Origin of the sequence: Rhizobium sp. SL42 (assembly GCF_021729845.1) — a bacterium.
In the GTDB taxonomy this organism is placed as follows: Bacteria; Pseudomonadota; Alphaproteobacteria; order Rhizobiales; family Rhizobiaceae; genus Allorhizobium.
The window spans coordinates 1,976,460-1,995,339 of record NZ_CP063397.1; the positions used below are offsets into that span (position 1 = coordinate 1,976,460).

At 61.0% G+C, this 18,880-nt stretch carries 20 protein-coding genes; 12 read left to right on the forward strand and 8 right to left on the reverse strand.

Going from position 1 to position 18,880, the window contains the following annotated elements; all coding sequences use genetic code 11:
- Positions 1-6: 6 nt before the first annotated feature.
- The gene (gene smpB / locus IM739_RS09260; protein ID WP_237370867.1) at positions 7-486 is read left to right on the forward strand and encodes an SsrA-binding protein SmpB; all 480 of its coding nucleotides are present in this window, start codon (positions 7-9) and stop codon (positions 484-486) included.
- 4 nt (positions 487-490) lie between these two features.
- Positions 491-910 (forward strand): DUF3830 family protein, encoded by a 420-nt coding sequence (locus tag IM739_RS09265; RefSeq protein WP_237370868.1) that lies wholly within the window; start codon positions 491-493, stop codon positions 908-910.
- Between the two features lie 2 nt (positions 911-912).
- Here IM739_RS09265 and IM739_RS09270 read toward each other — a convergent pair whose 3' ends face one another.
- Both IM739_RS09270 and IM739_RS09275 read right to left on the reverse strand, forming a co-directional pair.
- Entirely contained in the window at positions 913-1,995 is a 1,083-nt protein-coding gene (locus IM739_RS09270) for a bifunctional transcriptional activator/DNA repair enzyme AdaA (protein WP_237370869.1), read from the reverse strand.
- A gap of 114 nt (positions 1,996-2,109) precedes the next feature.
- Positions 2,110-2,697 (reverse strand): LabA-like NYN domain-containing protein, encoded by a 588-nt coding sequence (locus IM739_RS09275; RefSeq protein WP_237370870.1) that lies wholly within the window; start codon positions 2,695-2,697, stop codon positions 2,110-2,112.
- 295 nt (positions 2,698-2,992) lie between these two features.
- Between IM739_RS09275 and rpoZ the strand changes: the two genes are divergently transcribed.
- The 8 genes from rpoZ to era all read left to right on the forward strand — a co-directional run bounded on the left by rpoZ (position 2,993) and on the right by era (position 9,755).
- Positions 2,993-3,391: a DNA-directed RNA polymerase subunit omega gene (gene rpoZ, locus IM739_RS09280; RefSeq protein WP_237370871.1), complete on the forward strand. Its 399-nt coding sequence runs from the start codon at positions 2,993-2,995 to the stop codon at positions 3,389-3,391.
- A gap of 96 nt (positions 3,392-3,487) precedes the next feature.
- Positions 3,488-5,716, forward strand: coding sequence for a RelA/SpoT family protein (locus IM739_RS09285; protein ID WP_237370872.1), 2,229 nt, complete (start codon positions 3,488-3,490; stop codon positions 5,714-5,716).
- Between the two features lie 237 nt (positions 5,717-5,953).
- On the forward strand, positions 5,954-6,106 hold the full coding sequence (locus tag IM739_RS09290; protein ID WP_007600225.1) for a DUF3563 family protein: 153 nt from the start codon (positions 5,954-5,956) through the stop codon (positions 6,104-6,106).
- Between the two features lie 128 nt (positions 6,107-6,234).
- Positions 6,235-6,822 carry a DUF2062 domain-containing protein gene (locus IM739_RS09295; RefSeq protein WP_237370873.1) on the forward strand — a complete coding sequence of 196 codons (588 nt, stop codon included), beginning with the start codon at positions 6,235-6,237 and terminating at the stop codon, positions 6,820-6,822.
- A gap of 2 nt (positions 6,823-6,824) precedes the next feature.
- Entirely contained in the window at positions 6,825-7,229 is a 405-nt protein-coding gene (gene acpS, locus IM739_RS09300) for a holo-ACP synthase (protein WP_237370874.1), read from the forward strand.
- A gap of 97 nt (positions 7,230-7,326) precedes the next feature.
- Entirely contained in the window at positions 7,327-8,070 is a 744-nt protein-coding gene (lepB, locus tag IM739_RS09305; protein ID WP_237370875.1) for a signal peptidase I, read from the forward strand.
- Complete coding sequence (gene rnc / locus IM739_RS09310) at positions 8,067-8,789, forward strand: ribonuclease III (protein WP_237370876.1); 723 nt, start codon at positions 8,067-8,069, stop codon at positions 8,787-8,789. Before lepB ends, rnc begins: the two co-directional genes overlap by 4 nt.
- A 9-nt stretch (positions 8,790-8,798) precedes the next feature.
- Entirely contained in the window at positions 8,799-9,755 is a 957-nt protein-coding gene (gene era, locus IM739_RS09315) for a GTPase Era (RefSeq protein ID WP_237370877.1), read from the forward strand.
- A 15-nt stretch (positions 9,756-9,770) separates the two neighbouring features.
- Here era and IM739_RS09320 read toward each other — a convergent pair whose 3' ends face one another.
- A complete protein-coding gene (locus IM739_RS09320; RefSeq protein WP_237370878.1) occupies positions 9,771-10,916 on the reverse strand; it encodes an AbrB family transcriptional regulator in 1,146 nt (381 codons plus the stop codon).
- Between the two features lie 125 nt (positions 10,917-11,041).
- On the opposite strand from IM739_RS09320, the gene IM739_RS09325 reads away from it, so the two are divergent.
- Positions 11,042-11,647: a TetR/AcrR family transcriptional regulator gene (locus IM739_RS09325; protein WP_237370879.1), complete on the forward strand. Its 606-nt coding sequence runs from the start codon at positions 11,042-11,044 to the stop codon at positions 11,645-11,647.
- 50 nt (positions 11,648-11,697) lie between these two features.
- Positions 11,698-12,471 carry a DNA repair protein RecO gene (gene recO / locus IM739_RS09330; protein ID WP_237370880.1) on the forward strand — a complete coding sequence of 258 codons (774 nt, stop codon included), beginning with the start codon at positions 11,698-11,700 and terminating at the stop codon, positions 12,469-12,471.
- On the opposite strand, the gene IM739_RS09335 is transcribed toward recO, so the two are convergent.
- The 5 genes from IM739_RS09335 to IM739_RS09355 form a co-directional block, all read right to left on the reverse strand.
- A complete protein-coding gene (locus IM739_RS09335) occupies positions 12,399-12,653 on the reverse strand; it encodes a hypothetical protein (RefSeq protein ID WP_237370881.1) in 255 nt (84 codons plus the stop codon). The genes recO and IM739_RS09335 overlap by 73 nt on opposite strands.
- A gap of 399 nt (positions 12,654-13,052) precedes the next feature.
- Positions 13,053-14,276, reverse strand: a complete 1,224-nt coding sequence (locus tag IM739_RS09340; RefSeq protein ID WP_237370882.1) for an MFS transporter — start codon at positions 14,274-14,276, stop codon at positions 13,053-13,055.
- A gap of 144 nt (positions 14,277-14,420) precedes the next feature.
- A complete protein-coding gene (locus IM739_RS09345; RefSeq protein WP_237370883.1) occupies positions 14,421-15,269 on the reverse strand; it encodes an MOSC domain-containing protein in 849 nt (282 codons plus the stop codon).
- A 7-nt stretch (positions 15,270-15,276) separates the two neighbouring features.
- Positions 15,277-15,930, reverse strand: coding sequence for an HD domain-containing protein (locus tag IM739_RS09350; RefSeq protein WP_237370884.1), 654 nt, complete (start codon positions 15,928-15,930; stop codon positions 15,277-15,279).
- Between the two features lie 64 nt (positions 15,931-15,994).
- Entirely contained in the window at positions 15,995-18,805 is a 2,811-nt protein-coding gene (locus tag IM739_RS09355; RefSeq protein WP_237370885.1) for a DUF2339 domain-containing protein, read from the reverse strand.
- Positions 18,806-18,880: the final 75 nt, after the last annotated feature.

Sequence of the window (18,880 nt, forward strand, 5' to 3'; positions counted from 1 at the left end):
CAGGCCATGGCCCCCAAAGGCTCACAGCGCACCATCAACAAGATCGTCGCGGAAAACCGCAAGGCGCGCTTCAACTACGAGATCATCGACACCTACGAGGCCGGTCTGGTTCTGACCGGCACCGAGGTCAAGTCTCTGCGCGAAGGCAAGGCCAATATCGCCGAATCCTATGCGTCTGACGAAGGCGACGAGATCTGGCTGATCAATTCCCATCTGCCGGAATATCTGCAGGCCAATCGCTTCAATCACGAGCCGCGTCGCCGTCGCAAGCTGCTGCTGTCGAAGCGCGAGATCCATCGCCTGCGCAATTCGATCAATCGCGAAGGCATGACGCTGGTGCCGTTGAAGATCTATTTCAACGAAAAGGGCAGGGCGAAGCTCGAACTGGCGCTCGCCAAGGGCAAGAAACTGCATGACAAGCGCGAGACCGAGAAGGAGCGCGACTGGAACCGGCAGAAGAGCCGCCTGCTGAAGACGGGTGGTTGATCGGATGAGTGTATCGCATTTGAAGGTCACCGTCGGCCCCTTCGTGTTCGAAGCTCGCTTCGAGCTGGAAAAAGCGCCGGAAACCTGCCGGCTCTTCCAGACCTTCCTGCCGTTCCGCAACCAGACCATTCATTCGCGCTGGAGCGGCGAGGCGGTCTGGGTCCCGCTCGGCGATTTCCAGTTCGGTCCGGGTTTCGAGAACCACACCTGCCATCCGTCGCGCGGCGATATCCTGCTCTATCCCGGTGGCTACAGCGAAACCGAATTGCTGTTTGCCTATGGCAGTTCGCATTTCGCCAGCAAGATGGGCGCGCTTGCCGGCAATCATTTCCTCACCCTGACCAAGGGACAGGACCAACTCGAAGCCATGGGCAAGATGGTGCTGTGGCAGGGCGCGCAACCGATTGCGTTCGAGCCGGTCTGATATCAGCCGTTTGCTGATTGTCGATTGGGCATGGCTTCGACCATGCGGCGCTCGTGCTCGAGTAGCCATTGCTTGCGCCACAGCCCGCCGCCATATCCCGTAAGGCTGCCATCGGCCCCGATCACCCGGTGGCAGGCGATCACGATTGCGATCTGGTTCGCGCCATTGGCGCGGGCAACAGCCCTGACGGCTGACGGTCGATCGATGTCAGCGGCGAGCCCGGAATAACTGCGGGTTACCCCGATCGGGATCTGTCGCAGCGCCTGCCAGACGGCGCGTTCGAACGCGGTTCCGTGGCCGGCAAGCCGGGTCTGGAACGGGGCCGCCGAACCGTTGAAATAATCGTAGAGTTCGGCCGAGATTTGCTCGATCACCACGTTGCGCCCGAGTGCGACCGCCTGGCCGTTCAGCTTCTGCAGCCGGCGGATCTCGTTCGGCAGGGCAGGGCGATCGGCAAACTCCAACAGGTGCAGGGCATGATCGTCGGCGATGGCCATCATCGGGCCGATCGGCGTCTCGATCCAATCCGCCTTGAGCAGGGATCGACCCTTGAGTTCGGCAGGGGCTGCGCCAAACAACTGGGTGATGGCATGACGGAAACCGCTGCCCGACTCGTAGCCGGCATCGAGTTGCGCATCGATCACCGCTTCGCCCTGCGAAAGGGTCTGGGCGGCTTGGCCCGCTCGCCTCAGTCTGGCGATCTCCAGAAAGCTCATGCCGAACCGCTTCTTGAAGTTGCGACGCACCGTCGAGGGGTCGTGACCGAGCGCGACAAGATCGTCCTCGCTCCAGCGTCGGGAGGGATCCATATCAAGGGCCTCCAGCAGGCTTTTCACCAATGGATCCGGCGTGCCGTAGGCCAGCATTGGACGGCAGCGTTTGCATGGCCGGAAACCGGCCTCCATGCAGGCGGCCATCGTCTCTTCGAAAATGCAGTTTTCCGGCCGCGGCTTGCGCGCGCTACAGGTGAAACGGCAAAAGATCTTGGTGGATGTCACGCAGACATAGGCAAAGCCGTCATAGGCGGCGTCGCGATTGACGAGTGCGGTATAGAGCGTGTCGTGGGTGGGGCGTTTGAACAGCATTCGGAGATGCTAGCGCAAAGCGGACGTTTTGCCGCCGAAAATCGGGCGCCGATATTGCTCAATTTCTTTGAGCGAGGACGAAGGAGGCAATCCTCGCTCCTCGGCTCGACGTGTTCAGTGGTCGTGTTCGCTTGCCGGCACGGGCTCGGTGATCACGCGCGGCGCTGCCCGCTCGCTCGGGTCACGACCGATTTCCGCCTTCAGCGTCATCAGGTCGATGAAATGATCCGACTGGCGACGCAGGTCATCGGCGATCATCGGCGGCTGGGTTGCCATCGTCGAGACCACGGAAACCTTGCGGCCCCGGCGCTGCAGCGCTTCGACCAGTGTGGTGAAATCCCCGTCGCCGGAGAAGATCACCAGATGATCGACGGTTTCCGACTGCTCCATCGCGTCGATGGCCAGCTCGATATCCATATTGCCCTTCACCTTGCGGCGGCCCATGGAGTCCGTGAACTCCTTGGCCGGCTTGGTAATGACCTTGTAGCCATTGTAGTCGAGCCAATCGATCAGCGGTCGGATCGACGAATATTCCTGATCCTCGATCAGCGCCGTATAGTAATAGGCGCGCAGCAGATAACCGCGCTTCTGGAAGGCCTTGAGCAGCTTGCGGTAGTCGATATCAAAGCCAAGGCTCTTGGAAGCAGCGTAGAGATTGGCGCCGTCGATAAAAAGGGCGATCTTCTCGCGGGGGTCGAACATCGGAATTATCCTTGAATGCAAATATTCATGCGGGGCAAAAAGTAATCAAAACAAGACTTTGCCTTTCAACTTCAGAGCACCCCAGGTACATTAAGAAGTGTTCATATATGAAAATATGTAGGGCAGGATTTCTAATATTCCAAGCACGCACAGGTTGAATCAGGTGACGCTTTTTGGCTTTCCCGCGTTTTATTGGCCGTTCCGGCAAGGGAGAATGACGAAAAACTTGAATTTCCCCTCTATTGATTGTATCGCAGCCCCAATCCCATGCATTCATGACCGCAAAGGACAGGCAATGGCCCGTGTCACCGTTGAAGACTGTATCGACAAAGTCGAAAATCGCTTTGAGCTCGTGTTGCTCGCAAGCCATCGCGCCCGCCAGATTTCACAAGGCGCACCGATCACCATCGATCGCGACAAGGACAAGAACCCCGTCGTCGCTCTGCGCGAAATTGCCGACGAGACCTTGTCCCCCGACGATCTGAAGGAAGATCTGATCCATTCGCTGCAGAAGCATGTCGAAGTCGACGAGCCGGAGCAGGATTCGGGTTCGATGATTGCCGGCTCTGGCGCCTCCAAGACCGACGACGAGGATGACATGCCGGAAACCGTGACTTTCGACCAGATGTCGGAAGAAGATCTTTTGGCCGGTATTGAAGGCCTCGTGCCGCCGGAAAAGAGCGACGATTACTAATCGTCAACAGGTCAGACTTTAGTCTGCTTCGGACGGTTGAATTGCGTGCGCCAGTCACACAGACTGGCGCGCTTTTCGTTTCTGGGAGACGTCTGAATGATGCGGCAGTATGAGCTTGTGGAGCGGGTACAGAAGTACAAGCCCGATGCCAATGAAGCTCTTCTCAACAAGGCTTATGTCTATGCCATGCAAAAGCATGGCAAGCAGACGCGTGCCAGTGGCGATCCCTATATCTCCCATCCGCTCGAGGTCGCTGCTATCCTCACCGACATGCGTCTCGATGAATCGACGATTGCCGTTGCCCTGCTGCACGACACGATTGAAGACACATCCGCGACCCGTGCCGAGATCGATGAACTGTTCGGCGAGGATATCGGTCGCCTCGTCGAAGGCCTGACCAAGCTCAAGAAGCTCGATCTGGTCTCTAAAAAGGCCAAGCAGGCGGAAAACCTGCGCAAGCTGCTGCTCGCCATTTCCGATGACGTGCGCGTACTGCTGGTCAAGCTCGCCGATCGTCTGCACAACATGCGCACGCTCGAGCATATGCGCGACGACAAACGCGCCCGCATCTCGGAAGAAACGATGGAAATCTATGCGCCGCTTGCCGGTCGCATGGGTATGCAGGACATGCGTGACGAGCTGGAGGATCTGTCCTTCCGTTACATCAATCCCGAAGCCTATGAGACCGTGACCCAGCGGCTCGCGGAACTGTCGACCCGAAATGAAGGGCTGATCACCAAGATCGAGGATGAGTTGCGTGACCTGCTCGTCGCCAACGGACTGCTCAACACTTCCGTCAAGGGCCGGCAGAAGAAGCCCTATTCGGTTTTCCGCAAGATGCAGTCGAAGTCGCTGTCCTTCGAACAACTATCCGATGTCTACGGTTTCCGGATTCTGGTCGATGACATTCCCGGCTGCTACCGGGCGCTCGGCATCGTGCATACGCGTTGGCGCGTCGTGCCGGGCCGCTTCAAGGACTATATCTCCACCCCGAAGCAGAATGACTACCGGTCGATCCACACGACCATCGTCGGTCCGTCGCGCCAGCGTATCGAACTGCAGATCCGCACGAGCCGCATGCACGAGATCGCCGAATTCGGTATTGCCGCGCACGCCCTCTACAAGGATGGCGAAAACGGCGAGCCGGGTGAACTGCTGTCGAGGGAGAGCAATGCCTATTCCTGGCTGCGCCACACGATCGAGGCGCTTGCCGAAGGTGACAGCCCGGAAGAATTCCTCGAGCACACCAAGCTCGAGCTGTTCCAGGACCAGGTCTTCTGTTTCACGCCCAAGGGCAAGCTGATCGCGCTGCCGCGCGGCGCGACCCCGATCGACTTTGCCTATGCGGTCCACACCAACATCGGCGATACGACCGTGGGTGCCAAGATCAACGGGTCGATCATGCCGCTGGTCACGCGCTTGTCGAATGGCGACGAAGTTGAGATCATCCGCTCTGGCGTCCAGGTTCCACCAGCCGCCTGGGAAGAGATCGTCGTCACTGGCAAGGCCCGCGCCGCCATCCGCCGCGCCACGCGCATGGCGATCCGCAAGCAATATGCCGGTCTGGGACAGCGTATCCTCGAGCGCACGTTCGAGCGCGCCGGCAAGGTCTTCTCGAAGGACAATCTCCGCCCGGTCCTGCACCGGCTGGGCCAACGCGATGTCGAGGACGCCATCGCTTCCGTCGGTCGCGGTGAAATGTCGTCGCTGGATGTCCTGCGCGCCGTCTATCCGGACTATCAGGACGAGCGTGTCACCGTGAAGCCGAATGCCGATGAGGGGTGGTTCGCGATGAACAGCGCCAACGGCATGGTCTTCAAGATTCCGGGCAAGTCCAGGCCGGTTGGCGATGCGCCGACAGCGGGCGACGGGCCGGAGCCACTGCCGATCCGCGGTCTTTCGGGCAATGCCGAAGTGCATTTCGGTCCGGCGGGCGCTGTCCCGGGCGATCGCATCGTCGGTATCATGGAAGACGACAGGCGGATCACCATCTATCCGATCCAGGCCTCGGCGCTGCAGCGTTTCGATGACGAGCCAGAGCGCTGGATCGATGTGCGCTGGGATCTGGACGAGGCGAACAAATCGCGATTCGTCGCGCGCATCCTGATCAATGCCTTGAACGAGCCGGGCACGCTTGCCACGGTTGCGCAAAGCATCGCACGCCTCGATATCAACATCCGCGTGCTCAACATGATCCGGATTGCCACCGATTTCACAGAGATGGGCCTTGATGTCGAGGTTTGGGATCTGCGCCAGCTCAACCAGCTGATCGGTGAACTCAAGGAACTCGACTGTATCTCAACGGTCAAGCGGATCTACGACTGAACCTTCCGGTCGGTTGCCTTGCCGTTCCCACATGCTGCGGCATGCAGTGTGGCCCGTCCGGGCCACATTGGCGGCGACCTGCCTTACTTTTAGTCACTATTCTGCCTAAAACGTAAACCTGAAGGGCCTAGACATGCGCCTTGCGCATGGCTGGTGTCGCCAATCAGGACTGGTGGTTTGTGCGGCGCAATATTATCTTCTCCTCAACAGATGAAACACAGAACTGAGGACAGAAAAATGTTTGCTCCTATCCGTAAATTTGCTCGTGCCCTTCGCGTCCCGACTGTTGCCGAGCGCGAAATGAACTACCTGAACGGCGCCCGTGACCTGGTTGACCTGGAATATCGTCAGCGCGAAATCGATCGTGGCGCTTTCCGTCGCGGCTTCTAAGCTGATCGATCCTATCCGATCGTGATGATTTCGACGCCGGCTTTAGTGCCGGCGTTCGCTTTTGGGCCTGATGTCGAATTTCGGACCGGCTCTTGCGGGATGCATGTTCGATCCACTACATGTGCAGCATGCTGTTCAGACGCCGCCAACCACAGCCCTTGTCACAGAAACTCCGGGACTTCTTCTGGCCCCGCAAGGGTTTCGTGCGTTCGGTGCACTATGTACGCAAGCGGATCCTGCGACTGACGGCGTCGCCGCATGCGATCGCGGCCGGAGTGGCTGCAGGCGTCATCTCTTCCTGGACGCCCTTCATGGGCTTGCACATCGTGCTCGCGCTTGCCATCGCCTATCTGATCGCCGGCAATCTTGCCGCCGCCGCTCTTGGCACGGCATTCGGAAATCCGCTGACCTTTCCGCTGATCTGGGCTTCCACCTGGGAAGTCGGCGAAGTCATGCTCGGTCGCGGTGGACCCCAACAGGGAGCCCCGCTCGACTTGCATCATCTTTTGCATTCCCTTGATCTGACCCATTTGTGGGAGCCGGTATTGAAGCCGATGTTGATCGGCGCAATTCCGCTGGCCGCCATCAGCGCGGCTGTGATCTACGGCGTGACTTACTGGGCGGTGCACGGCTTTCAGGGCCGGCGGCGCAGTCATCTGGCAATCCGAGCCCGCCAGCGTCTGGCCGAGGCACTCGACGGAACCGCGAGCGTCTGATCATGATCATCGGCCTTGGAAGCGACCTCATCGACATCAGGCGGGTGGAAAAGTCCATCGAGCGCTTCGGCGACCGCTTTACCCATCGTTGTTTCACCGAAATCGAGCGCATGAAGTCGGATGGCCGCAAGAACCGCGCGGCCTCCTATGCCAAGCGTTTCGCCGCCAAGGAAGCCATGTCCAAGGCGCTCGGAACGGGCATTGCCCAGAATGTCTTCTGGAAAGACATGGGCGTGGTTAATCTGCCATCCGGCAAGCCGACGATGAAGCTGACCGGCGGGGCGCAAACCATTCTGCTTGGCCTGATGCCGCCCGGCCATGTGCCATCCATTCATTTGACAATCACCGACGACTACCCGCTAGCCCAGGCATTCGTCATCATTGAAGCCCTGCCGGAGAGCCGCTGAGCTGCTTGGTCGCGCCTGTTTGCCACCGTCGGCGGTTGCCGCGTCGATGCGAACCGACTAGACAGGGCAAGAAATTCGCAAAAAGGAATAGAACCGCGTGAGCGAACGAGCTGAAAAGACGCATAGCGCCCTTTGGGAGAACATCAAGGTCATCATTCAGGCCCTGCTGCTGGCCATGGTCATCCGCACCGTGTTCTTCCAGCCTTTCACGATCCCGTCCGGATCGATGATGCCGACGCTCTTGGTTGGCGACTACATCTTCGTCAACAAGTTTTCCTATGGTTATTCGAAGTATTCGCTGCCTTTCTCGCCGAACCTGTTCGAGGGCCGTATCTTCGAAAGCGCGCCGGAGCGCGGCGATATCGTCGTGTTCCGCTTCCCGCCGAACCCGAAGATCGACTATATCAAGCGCCTTGTCGGCCTGCCGGGCGACCGTATCCAGGTGATCGACGGTGTGCTGAACATCAACGGCCAGCCGGTACCGCGGGCGCCGGACGGTGCGTTTACCTCCGACTACCGCATGGACCCGGGCACGGATGTGCCGGTCTTCCGCGAAACCATGGACAATGGCGTCACCTATCAGACGCTTGACCAGGCACCGGATACCCGTGGCGACAACACCCGCGAGTTCATCGTGCCCGAAGGCCATTACTTCATGATGGGCGACAATCGCGACAACTCGCTCGATAGCCGCTTCGATGTCGGCTTCGTGCCGGCCGAAAACCTGATCGGCCGCGCTTCTGTGATCTTCTTCTCGCTTGGCAACGACACCTCGTTCCGCGAGATCTGGAAATGGCCTGCCAACATGCGTTGGGACCGTCTTTTCAAGGTTGTCGAATGAAAAAGGCAAGAGGGCTCGGCGAAGAGGATTGGAAGCAGCTTGAAGCTGTGATCGGTCATAGCTTTGCCGAGCGCGAACGGCTGCAGCGGGCGCTCACGCATGCGAGCGCCCATGTCTCGAAGAGCCGTGGCGATTACGAACGCATGGAATTCCTCGGTGACCGGGTGCTCGGCCTCTGTGTCGCCGAACTGCTGTTTTCCATCTATCGCAATGCGACGGAAGGGGAGCTTTCCGTTCGCTTCAACCAACTGGTCAGTGCCGAGACCTGCGCTGCGGTTGCCGACGAGATGGAGCTTCATCGCTACATCCGCACCGGCGCCGACGTGAAGGCAATCACCGCGTCGAACATGCTCAATGTACGCGCCGATGTCGTCGAAAGCCTGATTGCCGCGATCTATCTCGATGCCGGCCTGGAGGCTGCACGCGGTTTCATCCTGCGTTTCTGGACGGCTCGCGCCAGCCGCGCAGATGGCGCCCGCCGCGATGCCAAGACGGAACTGCAGGAATGGGCGCATGCCAAACATTCGGCATCGCCAATATATAAGGTTGCCGAACGCTCCGGACCGGATCATGATCCCCGCTTTACGGTGATCGTCGAAATCCCCGGCGTGAAGCCGGAAACGGGAACGGACCGTTCCAAGCGTGCCGCCGAACAGGTGGCAGCCACAAAGATTCTCGAACGCGAAGGCATCTGGGCCAAGACTCCAGACGCAAACTGATTGGAAGATATGACAGAGAACCAAACTCCTGACGTCGGTGAAGCGCCCGACGCCAACCCGACCCGCACCGGCCCGACCCGATCCGGTTTCGTTGCGCTGATCGGTCCGACCAATGCCGGCAAGTCGACCCTGGTCAATCGTTTCGTCGGCGCCAAGGTGTCGATCGTCAGCCACAAGGTGCAGACGACGCGCGCCGTGATGCGCGGCATCGCGATCCACAAGAACGCCCAGATCGTCTTCATGGACACGCCGGGCATCTTCAAGCCGCGTCGCAAGCTCGATCGTGCCATGGTCACCTCGGCCTGGGGCGGCGCCAAGGATGCCGACCTGATCCTGCTCCTTATCGACAGCGAGCGCGGCCTGCGCGGCGATGCCGAAGCGATCCTCGAGGCGCTGAAGGATGTGCCGCAGCCGAAGATCCTTGTGCTGAACAAGATCGACCGTGTCGAGCGCGAAGCGCTGCTCAAGCTGGCGACCACCGCCAACGAGACTGTCAAGTTCGACCGCACCTTCATGATCTCTGCAACCACCGGTTCCGGCTGCGAAGACATCATGGATTATCTGGCCGATACGTTCCCGGAAGGTCCCTGGTATTATCCTGAGGATCAGATCTCCGATCTGCCGATGCGCCAGCTTGCCGCCGAAATCACCCGCGAGAAGCTGTTCCTGCGCCTGCATCAGGAGCTTCCCTATTCGTCCCATGTGGAGACGGAGAAATGGGAAGAGCGCAAGGATGGATCGGTGCGCATCGAGCAGGTCATCTATGTCGAGCGCGACAGCCAGAAGAAGATCGTGCTCGGCAAGAACGGCGAGGCGATCAAGTCGATCTCCAGTTCGTCCCGCCGCGAGATGTCGGAAATCCTCGAGCAGCAGGTGCATCTCTTCCTGTTCGTCAAGGTTCGCGAAAACTGGGGCAACGATCCGGAACGCTTCCGCGAAATGGGTCTGGAATTCCCGCGCGACTGACGTCGCGCGGTTTGCCTAAGCCGTCAGGCGTCGGGCGACAAAGCTGGAGATCGCCGGGCCGATCAGGATGATCAGCAACAGGCGCGTGGTCTGCAGGGCCATGACGAAGGACATGTCGACTGGCGTCGAGGCGGCGATGATGGCGACTGAATCGAGCCCGCCCGGGCTCGTCGCCAGATAGGCGGTAAGCGGATCGATCCCCTTCAGCCACCAGAGCAGGAAGGCCAGCCCGCCGCAAAAGCCCATCAGCAGCACGATCGAGCCGACAACTTGGGGCAGGGCGCTTGCCGCATGACGCAGGATGCGCCGGGTGAAGCTGAGCCCGATCTTCCATCCGAGCAGTCCGTAGGCCGCCGCCAGCAGCCATTCGGGCAGGTCGATCGTGATGTAACCCAGCACATGAAGTGCAGTAGTGGCGATCATCGGCAGCAGCATCGTGCCGGCTGGCATCCTGAGTTTTGCCCCGATCAGGGCTGCTACAAGCGCGACAGCCACGGTTTTCGCCAACTCGATCCAGTCGGTTGGCGGAAACCAGACGACGGCCTGGGCTGCGCCGGCTTCGACGTTGAAGACGAAAGCGGCCATGATCGAGGCGCCGGTGGCGACAAACACGACCCGCAGATATTGCATGAAGGCAACGAGGCGGGCGTCGGCGCCATGGGCTTCCGCCATCAGCACCATGGCCGATGCCGCGCCGGCCGACGTGCCCCAGACCGCAGTCGTGCCCGGCAGGATGTCGGCCTTGGCGATCAGGTAACCGAGCAGGCTGCTGGCCGCGATGACGGCGAGCACGATGGCGAGGAAGATCGGCCAGTCATGCGCCACGGCTTTCAGGGTTTCGAGATCCAGCGATCTCGCGATGATACAGCCGATCAGCGAATGAGCCACGATATAGGGCACGCGATGCACGGAAAGCCGCGCACCATTGGTCGCCACCAGGATGGCGCCGGCCATCGGCCCGAGCAGGAGTGCGCCCGGAATATGGCTGAGAAACAGCGCCGCCGAGAGCGCGAAGGAGACCAATGCCAGGATAGCCCAGCGGATTGGTGTCGGCAGCGAGGTCAGCAGTCCGGCGGGCGGTGCTGGTACCGGTGCCACGGCCATCGGGCCTTCATCCGTCGCCATGGCTTCCGGACTGTTTTGACCCTGATCGTCGGACATGCGCTGCTCCGTCTTTCATCTCGGTCGCCCTTTGACGAAAAGGCTGGACGAAACGTCGAAATAGTCAATAAATGAGGCAAGGCTCACAATTGAAATTTATGAAGATGGTCTCGCAAAAGTCAAGTTTGACGACGCTGCCCACTGCCAAGGAACCCAAGCGAAAGCGTGGTATCGCGCGTGTTGCCAAGCTTCTGGACGCCGGTGCCGCAGTCTTTGCCGAACAAGGTTACAAGGCCGCGACAATGACCGAGATAGCCGCAAGGGCAGGGGCACCTATCGGCTCGCTCTACCAGTTTTTCCCCAGCAAGGATCTGCTCGCGGACGCTTTGGTCGCCCGCTACGCGGAACATCTTGCGACGGAGCTTGAGGCGATTCGCCTGGCCGCCCCGCAATTGCAGGCGGAAGGCCTCTCGCAGAGACTGCTGGAAATGTTTCTGGCGCATGCATCGGAGCGGAGCCTGGTTCTCAGCCTGCTCGATGCGCGCTGGGAGCAACCCGGTGTGCGGCCCGGGGTGTTGCGGGCCAGCTTGCGGCAGCAGATCGCGGCGATCCTCGGCGCCTGGCGTCCATCGCTTGGCGACGAGGAGCGGCAGGCCATGGCCGCTGTCGTGCTGGAAGCGATGAAGGCGATGGCCCAGTTCCATCAGGAGGGTGCCTTCCCCGGCAAGTCTCTGACGCTGGCACATTGGCGTCGCTGGGTGGTCACCTATCTTGCCGATATGGCCGGATGAGGCCTCCGCTGCGGTTGTTATTCATGCCGCGACTGGAGTAGAATCCACCGATGCAATGGACAGATGAAGCAATCCTTCTCGGTGTGCGGCGACATGGTGAAACCAGTGTCATCGCCGAAATGATGACGCGTCAGCGCGGCCGTCATCTCGGGATGGTGCGCTCCGGTCGCTCCCGCACGATGCAGCCGGTCCTGCAGCCTGGAAACCGGCTGGAGGTGACATGGCGCGCGCGTCTCGACGAGCATATCGGCGAGTATCGGGTCGAGCCGGTGGAGTTGCGGGCGGGACGGCTGATGGAGAGTGCCACAGCCGTCTACGGCGTTCAGGCGCTCGGCTCGTTGCTCCGGTTGCTGCCCGAACGGGACCCGCATCCGCATCTTTTCGAGGCACTTGATGTGATCCTCGATCACCTGCACGAACCGGCCTCGGCCGGGGAACTCTTCGTGCGCTTCGAACTGGCGCTGCTCGATGATCTGGGATTCGGTCTCGATCTGGAAGAATGTGCAGCCACCGGCGGACGTGAGGATCTGGTCTTTGTCTCGCCAAAAACGGGCCGTGCGGTCAGCCGCGCTGCAGGTCAGCCCTGGGCCGACAAGATGTTGGCATTGCCCGACTTCCTCTCTCCGGGAACGAGGCGGGCCGCAGATCCTGAAAGCCTGGCACGGGCGTTTCAGTTGACCCGCTATTTTCTCGATCGCCATGTCTACGTGCCGCGCGGGCTTGAGGCCGGCACGGCACGCGAAGGGTTTTGTCAGGCAGCATTGAAGACCTTGCGGTCGCTGGCCGAGCCCGCCGAATTGGCTGCGCCGAAGAAAATTTCCTGATCTTCCGGCGCAGACTTCTGCATATGTTGGTGAATGGCCACCTGAAGGTCGCCAATGCTGCGGTAGCTGCCGCCATCCAGATCAATGACTGGATACTTCACGGCAATGAACTTGAACCGATCACCGTCGGGTATGGTGATTCCGACCGGAATCCCGGCATATTCGATGACTTGCTTCTTCATAACAATATTCCCCGCCCGTGCGCTGCACGGAGCAAAACTAGATGTCGATGTATTGGGTTCAGTGCTTGCGCAGTGTCACATTCGACAGGTGCATTTGAGATAGGATTTGCCCATCACAAAGCGCGGGGTAATCTGCCAGGATCGGGCGGTATCATGAAATACAACTGGCATTTCGCTGACCTCCTTCTTTGGCTGCGGTCTCAGTATTGAAGACCATATGCTGGGATCGTAGTCAGTATCGAACCAGCTTCCACAAGGTAGGTGCCTGATGCGAATCCGTCAACGGGGGTGTCGATAAAAATAAAATAATTTTCTGCCAATGTTCGCAGGTGCACAAAATGAGGCAAAATTGATCCGCTCCGGCCGAAAAGCCGAAATATAATCTCATTTGGAGCAAATTTAAGCCGCGACGACAGCCGGGCGGTCGACCGCCTTCTCGCGAATGGGCCAATGCACCACAGCCGCGAACAGGCCGAGGACTACACCCAGCCACCAGACCTGGTCATAGGTGCCGAAGCGGTCGTAGAGATAGCCGCCCATCCACACGCCGAGGAAGGAGCCGATCTGGTGCGACAGGAACACCAGGCCGCCCAGCAGGCCGAGATGGCGCGTGCCGAACATGATCGCCACGAGGCCGTTTGTCGGCGGCACGGTGGACAGCCAAAGCAGGCCCATCACGGCGGCAAAGATCACCACGGATGCCGGCGACTGTGGCAACAGCAGGAAGGCCGTCACCGCGATCGAGCGGCCGATATAGATCAGCGCCAGGAAATAGGGCTTGGAATAACGCTGGCCGATAACCCCGGCGGCAAGCGAGCCGATGATGTTGAAGAAGCCGATCAGCGCCATGGCGATCACGGCATAGCTTGCCTCGATGCCAATATCGCCGAGATAGGCGGGAAAGTGCGCGGTGATGAAAGCCACCTGGAAGCCGCAGACGAAGAAGCCGGTGGTCAGCAGCAGGTAGCTTTTATGCGTCAATGCTTCCTTCAGCGCGGCCGCGACCGTCTGCTCATACTGCGCCTTCGATTGGCTGCCGGAACTGGCGTTGCCGCGCAGCGGATAGGCGAGCAGCGGCACGATCAGCATCATCATCGACATATAGACCAGCCCGTCCGACCAGCCGACGGCTGAAATCAGTCCCTGGCTTAGAGGCGCAAACAGGAACATCCCGGCCGAGCCGGCCGCCGTGCCGATGCCGAACGCCATGGAGCGCTGTTCGGGCGTCACATTGCGGGCGAATGCCGACAGGATCACGCTGAACGAGCCGGCGCCGATGGCCGTACCGACCAGCACGCCGCCACCGATATGCAGCCAGATGGGGGCCGCCGCATGCGCCATCATCAACAGGCCGAGCGCATACAGCACGCCGGACATGACGATAACCCGGCCGGTGCCATATTTGTCAGCGAGTGCGCCGAAGAACGGCTGGCTGAGGCCCCAGCACAGGTTCTGCACCGCCATCGCCAGGCCGAAGGTCGAGCGGTCCCAGCCGCGATCCGCGAGCATGGGCAACTGGAAGAAGCCCATGGCCGAGCGCGGGCCGAAGGTCATCACGGCAACCAGCGACCCGGCAATGATGATCAGCCAGGGCATTGTCGGGCGGCTTGCAGTCGTGGCCATGAGATTCGTCTCCTCTTATGTCGAAACGATAGCCGAGGTCTGCCGGCGGCAGAAACGCCAAATGGTGAAGTGGCCATCAAATGAATTGATCGACGTCAGTCTGTGCGGGGTGGTGACCGACTGGGGGACCGGCCGATCCTGCTGTCAGCGCCGCTTGATTGCCCAGTTTTCCGCACGCTTTTCGACAATGGTCACCTGATCGCCGACGGCGATTGCGCCTTCGCCCCGCGGCACGGCATTCCAGCCGAACAGTGGGCCGGGAACGCGGCGGTCGGCGGACATGCGGATGCGCCCCATGGCCGGGATCGGATTGGCGCCTTCGCGCGATCCCGTCGTCTGGTCCTGGCTGGTCATGATGCAGCGGGCACACGGCTTGACCAGATCGTAGCGAATCCCGCCGATTTCCAGCGCCGTCCAGCCATCTTCGGCCCAGGCCTCGTCGCAATCGACGACGATATTCGGTCGGAATCGTTCCATGCCGACCGTGCCTTCTCCATGTTTGCTCATGTCTTCGTTCAGGGCTCGCAGCGAGCCGGTGGTCGTCACCAGAACCTGATAGCCGTCGGCGAAGCTGACAGGACTGCCGTCGCCGGCCCATTCCTTGCTGGCAAGACGTCGGGCATCCGTGTCGAAGAACACCAGTTTCATCGCCGTGCCGAACCAGGCCGACAGGGTCGCGTTGGTGGCATCGTCTGCCACTGCGGCGCTGACGATCGATTTCCACACGGCAACGTCCATGCGGCTGTCCGGCTGTGGAGGATGGACCAGCGCCTCGCGGCCATAATCCAGCGTCAGGCGCACACCGATCTCGGTCGGAACGACCGCGAGTGTGGCAAGAGCCGGCAACTCGCGCTGGGTGATGAATTGACCCGTCGGATCGACGATCATCATGCGTCGGTCCCCGGCAAGCCCCATGGCCTCGATGCGGGCGGAGGGTACGGTGATGCCGCGGGCACTCTTCAGGGGGAATATATTGAGTTCGGTGACCTGCATGACAGCCTCAGATTTCATCGTGGAACAGGGACAGGAAGTGGGTCAGGCGCTCGTGCCGCTCGGTGGCAAGATCGCGGCCGGCCGCCGTCTGGAACCCGTCGGAGAGCTTCAGCAGCTTGGCCGGGAAATGGTCGATGGCAAAACGCCTGTCGTCAAGTGGCCGGTCTCTGGCCTCGGGGTCGGCCGGATCGTAGAGCCCCGAGCTCATGCGGCCGGCAATATAGAAACAGCGTGCCACGCCGACCATGCCGATCGCGTCAAGCCTGTCAGCATCCTGCAGGATCTTCGCTTCGGTACTTTCCGGGGCGATGTTGGCGGAAAAGCTGTGCGTCAGAACGGCATGGGAGACGGCTGCGATCCGGGTATCGTTCCAGCCGAGGCCGGCAAGGATGCCGGATGCCTTTTCGGCCGCCAGACGGGATGCCTGGGCGCGCAGTGGCGAGTCTTTCTCGACCGCCACGCAATCGTGCAGCAGCACGGCTGCAGCCAGCACCTCGCCAATTCCCCCCTCGCTTGCGTGAATGCGCATCGCGTTGCGGAACACGCGGTGGATATGGGCGATGTCATGCGAGCCGTCATCCGTATCCACAGCGTACGGCAGGAGTTGCGCAGCCAGGGCTTCGAAAGGCGCAAAGGCGGTTGCGGTCAATGTCTCGGGCATGATGATTCCACGCGGTTTCGGCACGCCATTTAGACCGTCCTCATTACCTCTCGCAATTGGGGCGTCAGCCTTTCTCCGCCGCCTCTTCTGTCGGCGCAGGGAGATTTGCCCCGGTTTCAGCTTCAATGCCGGTGCTCGGCGATGACCTTCTGCTGAGGATCTTCTGATAGAACAGCCCTATGCCGATCAGCACCGCGCCAAGCCCGATGAAGGACAGGGCCCTCAGCACGCCTTCGAGATTGCTCATGTCGATCAGAAACGCCTTGCCGACCGACAGCATGACCAGCACCGCAGAGGCGATGCGCAGGCTGCGGGCGTTCAGCCGGGAGCCGAGCACCAGAAGCCCAACGCCGATCATAAGCCAGGCGACCGAATAGCTGTAGGTCTCAGCCTGCAGGAAGCCCTTCCATTCGGCAATGAATTCGCCCTGCCAGAAGCGGCGCACGCTGAGCGTCACCCAGGCAAAGCCGAGGGCCGCGCCACTGACGGCCAGGAGCGTCACATAGGGCAGGGGCCGCTTGTCGCGGGCGTATAGGGCCAGCCCGGCATAGGCGAGGCCAGGCAAAAGGTAGCCGATCAGCAGCAGGTTGATCAGCGGCCAGTTGCCCGTGTTTTCCCCGGTGAAGAACGGGTTCAGCGCGCCGAGATGCGCAGTCAGCACCTGCAGCATGGAAATCACGCCGGCCGCCATCGACCCGTAGCGGAACACCGGGCTTGGCGATTTCAGATCCAGCGTCATCATGATCCCGGAAAGGCCGATGAACAGCAGCGTGTAGATCGATTGCTCACCGAGCGTCGGCACGCTGTCGTCGAGCACGCCGCCGTTCATCGCATGGCGGATGAGGATTGCGACGGCAAGAAGACCGAGCAGGCTGGCGATCGCCTGCAAGGCGTTGCGGACGCGCGCGCCCGGCCATTGACGCAATTCGTAGGCCGCCACTGCGGCCAGAAGTGCCGGGATGCCATAACCGGGCAGAAGCGCGTTGAAAAGCGGCGTCCTTCCCAGCGCGTCCGCACCAACCAGCGTCGGCTCCCAGCCGATGCGCAGCAGCACGCCGACCGAGGCTGCCGCCATCATCCACGGCAATCCACTCCAGGGGCGCAGGCGCGTAGCCATCAGGAAAGCAAAACCGAGCACAGAGAGAAGGATGGTCGTGACGATGCCGTCGGTCAGTGCATGCAGGGCGAACGCCAAAGCTGCGAAACTGCCGGCAACTAACAGGTCGCGGGCGCGCTGCAGGTCATTCTGTCGATCGATCTTGCCGATCACCTCGGCCGCAGCAATCAGCACGAGACCGACTGCAATCCCGTAGATGCCATGGGTCCAGTCGCGGCTGTAGACGCCGTAGAAGACGAAGCTGACCGCGGCGAGCACGGTCGGAACGGCGACCGCAATTCCGGCCCACAGCGTGGCGAAGATCGGATCGCTTGCGCCGCGATGGCGGATGAAGGCAAGGCCGAGCAGCAGGAATATCCCGCCGAGCCCCAGAGACACGACGATCTGCAAACCGCCAAGGCTGGGCAGGGCGGCAGTATTGCCCAGCGCCGAGCCGAGCATCCAGAGAACATTCGTCGTCAACGCGGCTTCGGCCAGGACAAGTAGAACGGCGCCGCTTGTCGCAAGCACGGTCGGCCAGAATGCGCCATGACGGGCAGCACCTGCCGCCGCAAGCGACGCGATCAGTACCGCTGAGGCATAGAGGGGAAAGAGATCCGCCACGCTGCCGACGAGCAGAAATGCCAGCGCCGGCAAGAGCACGGCGAGCGCCATCGTGATGTCGAGGCCAACGGCGCCGCGAATAGCGAGTTTGCCAAGATTTTCCCAGGACACAGCCGTATCGTCCGGCTCCGCGCTGAATGTCGTGCCCGGCCAGATCAGCAGCCAACTGGCGACCATGGCAATCAACGCCAGCGTCGCCGGCGTCAGGTCCACCGGCTCGCTGAAGGCGATATAGACCAGCGCCCAGAGTCCGAGACCGGCATGGGCCATCGAAGGCACGATGTTCCAGCCCCGGAAACGCGAGGCGGCAGCCGTGGCGATCAGAGATACCGTGAGGAAGCCGAACAGTGTCCACGGGCTTGGCGAGGTGCTGGAAACCAGCGCCGGCGTGATCATCGAGCCGGCGAGACCAAGTCCTGCCAGCGCCTGGCCATGCAGCATCGACAGGCTAAGCACGGCAAAGGCCACGAGCGACAGAAGCAGGAAGGCGGTGGTCGCTCCGATGAAGTCGTAGACACCGTGTGCCGCATAGATCGCGCCGAACAGCGTCAGCGCTCCGGCGGCTGTCAGGATGCCCGGGATCATTGCGTTTTCATGCAGAGCCGCCATCTTCGGCAAGGCCTTGCGCCGCACGAGTTCACCGCCGGCAAACAGGAGCAGACCGAACAGGGCGGCAAGCGTCAGCCGGACAGCCGGACCGAGCAGACCGCTTTCGATCGAATAGCGCACGAGGAACAGTCCGCCGAGCGCCAGGGCAAGGCCACCCGCCCAGACCGCCCAGCGTGCACCGAGCAGGTTTTCGAGCGTGTCGGAATTTCCGGCCGACGGCGTGCGCGCTGCAATGGTCTCAGCGTCCGCCGCACTCGCCGGTGTCACGTCAACAGCATGCTCGCTTGTTTCGACGTCCCGGTCCGCGTCCGCTTCGCCTACTTCGATTGCAGCCACAACGGGCGGCTGTTCCGGCGATTGCTGGCCAACGTCCTTCGGCGCAAGGCTCGGTGCGGTTTCGGGCGAGACGGCGGGTGCTGCAAGCGGCATCGCCAGCCGCTCGTTCAGGCTGGCCATATCGTGCTCGAGCTTTGAAATGCGCTTGCTCGCACCGCGCTGGGTGACGAACAGGATGCCGACAAGGATCAGGACCAGGGTTTCGAGCATGCTGCCTCGCGGTAGGTACTTTGGGTTGGGCAACACTAGCGTTTTTCGGCCGAGGTGAAAGAGCGCAAGATCACG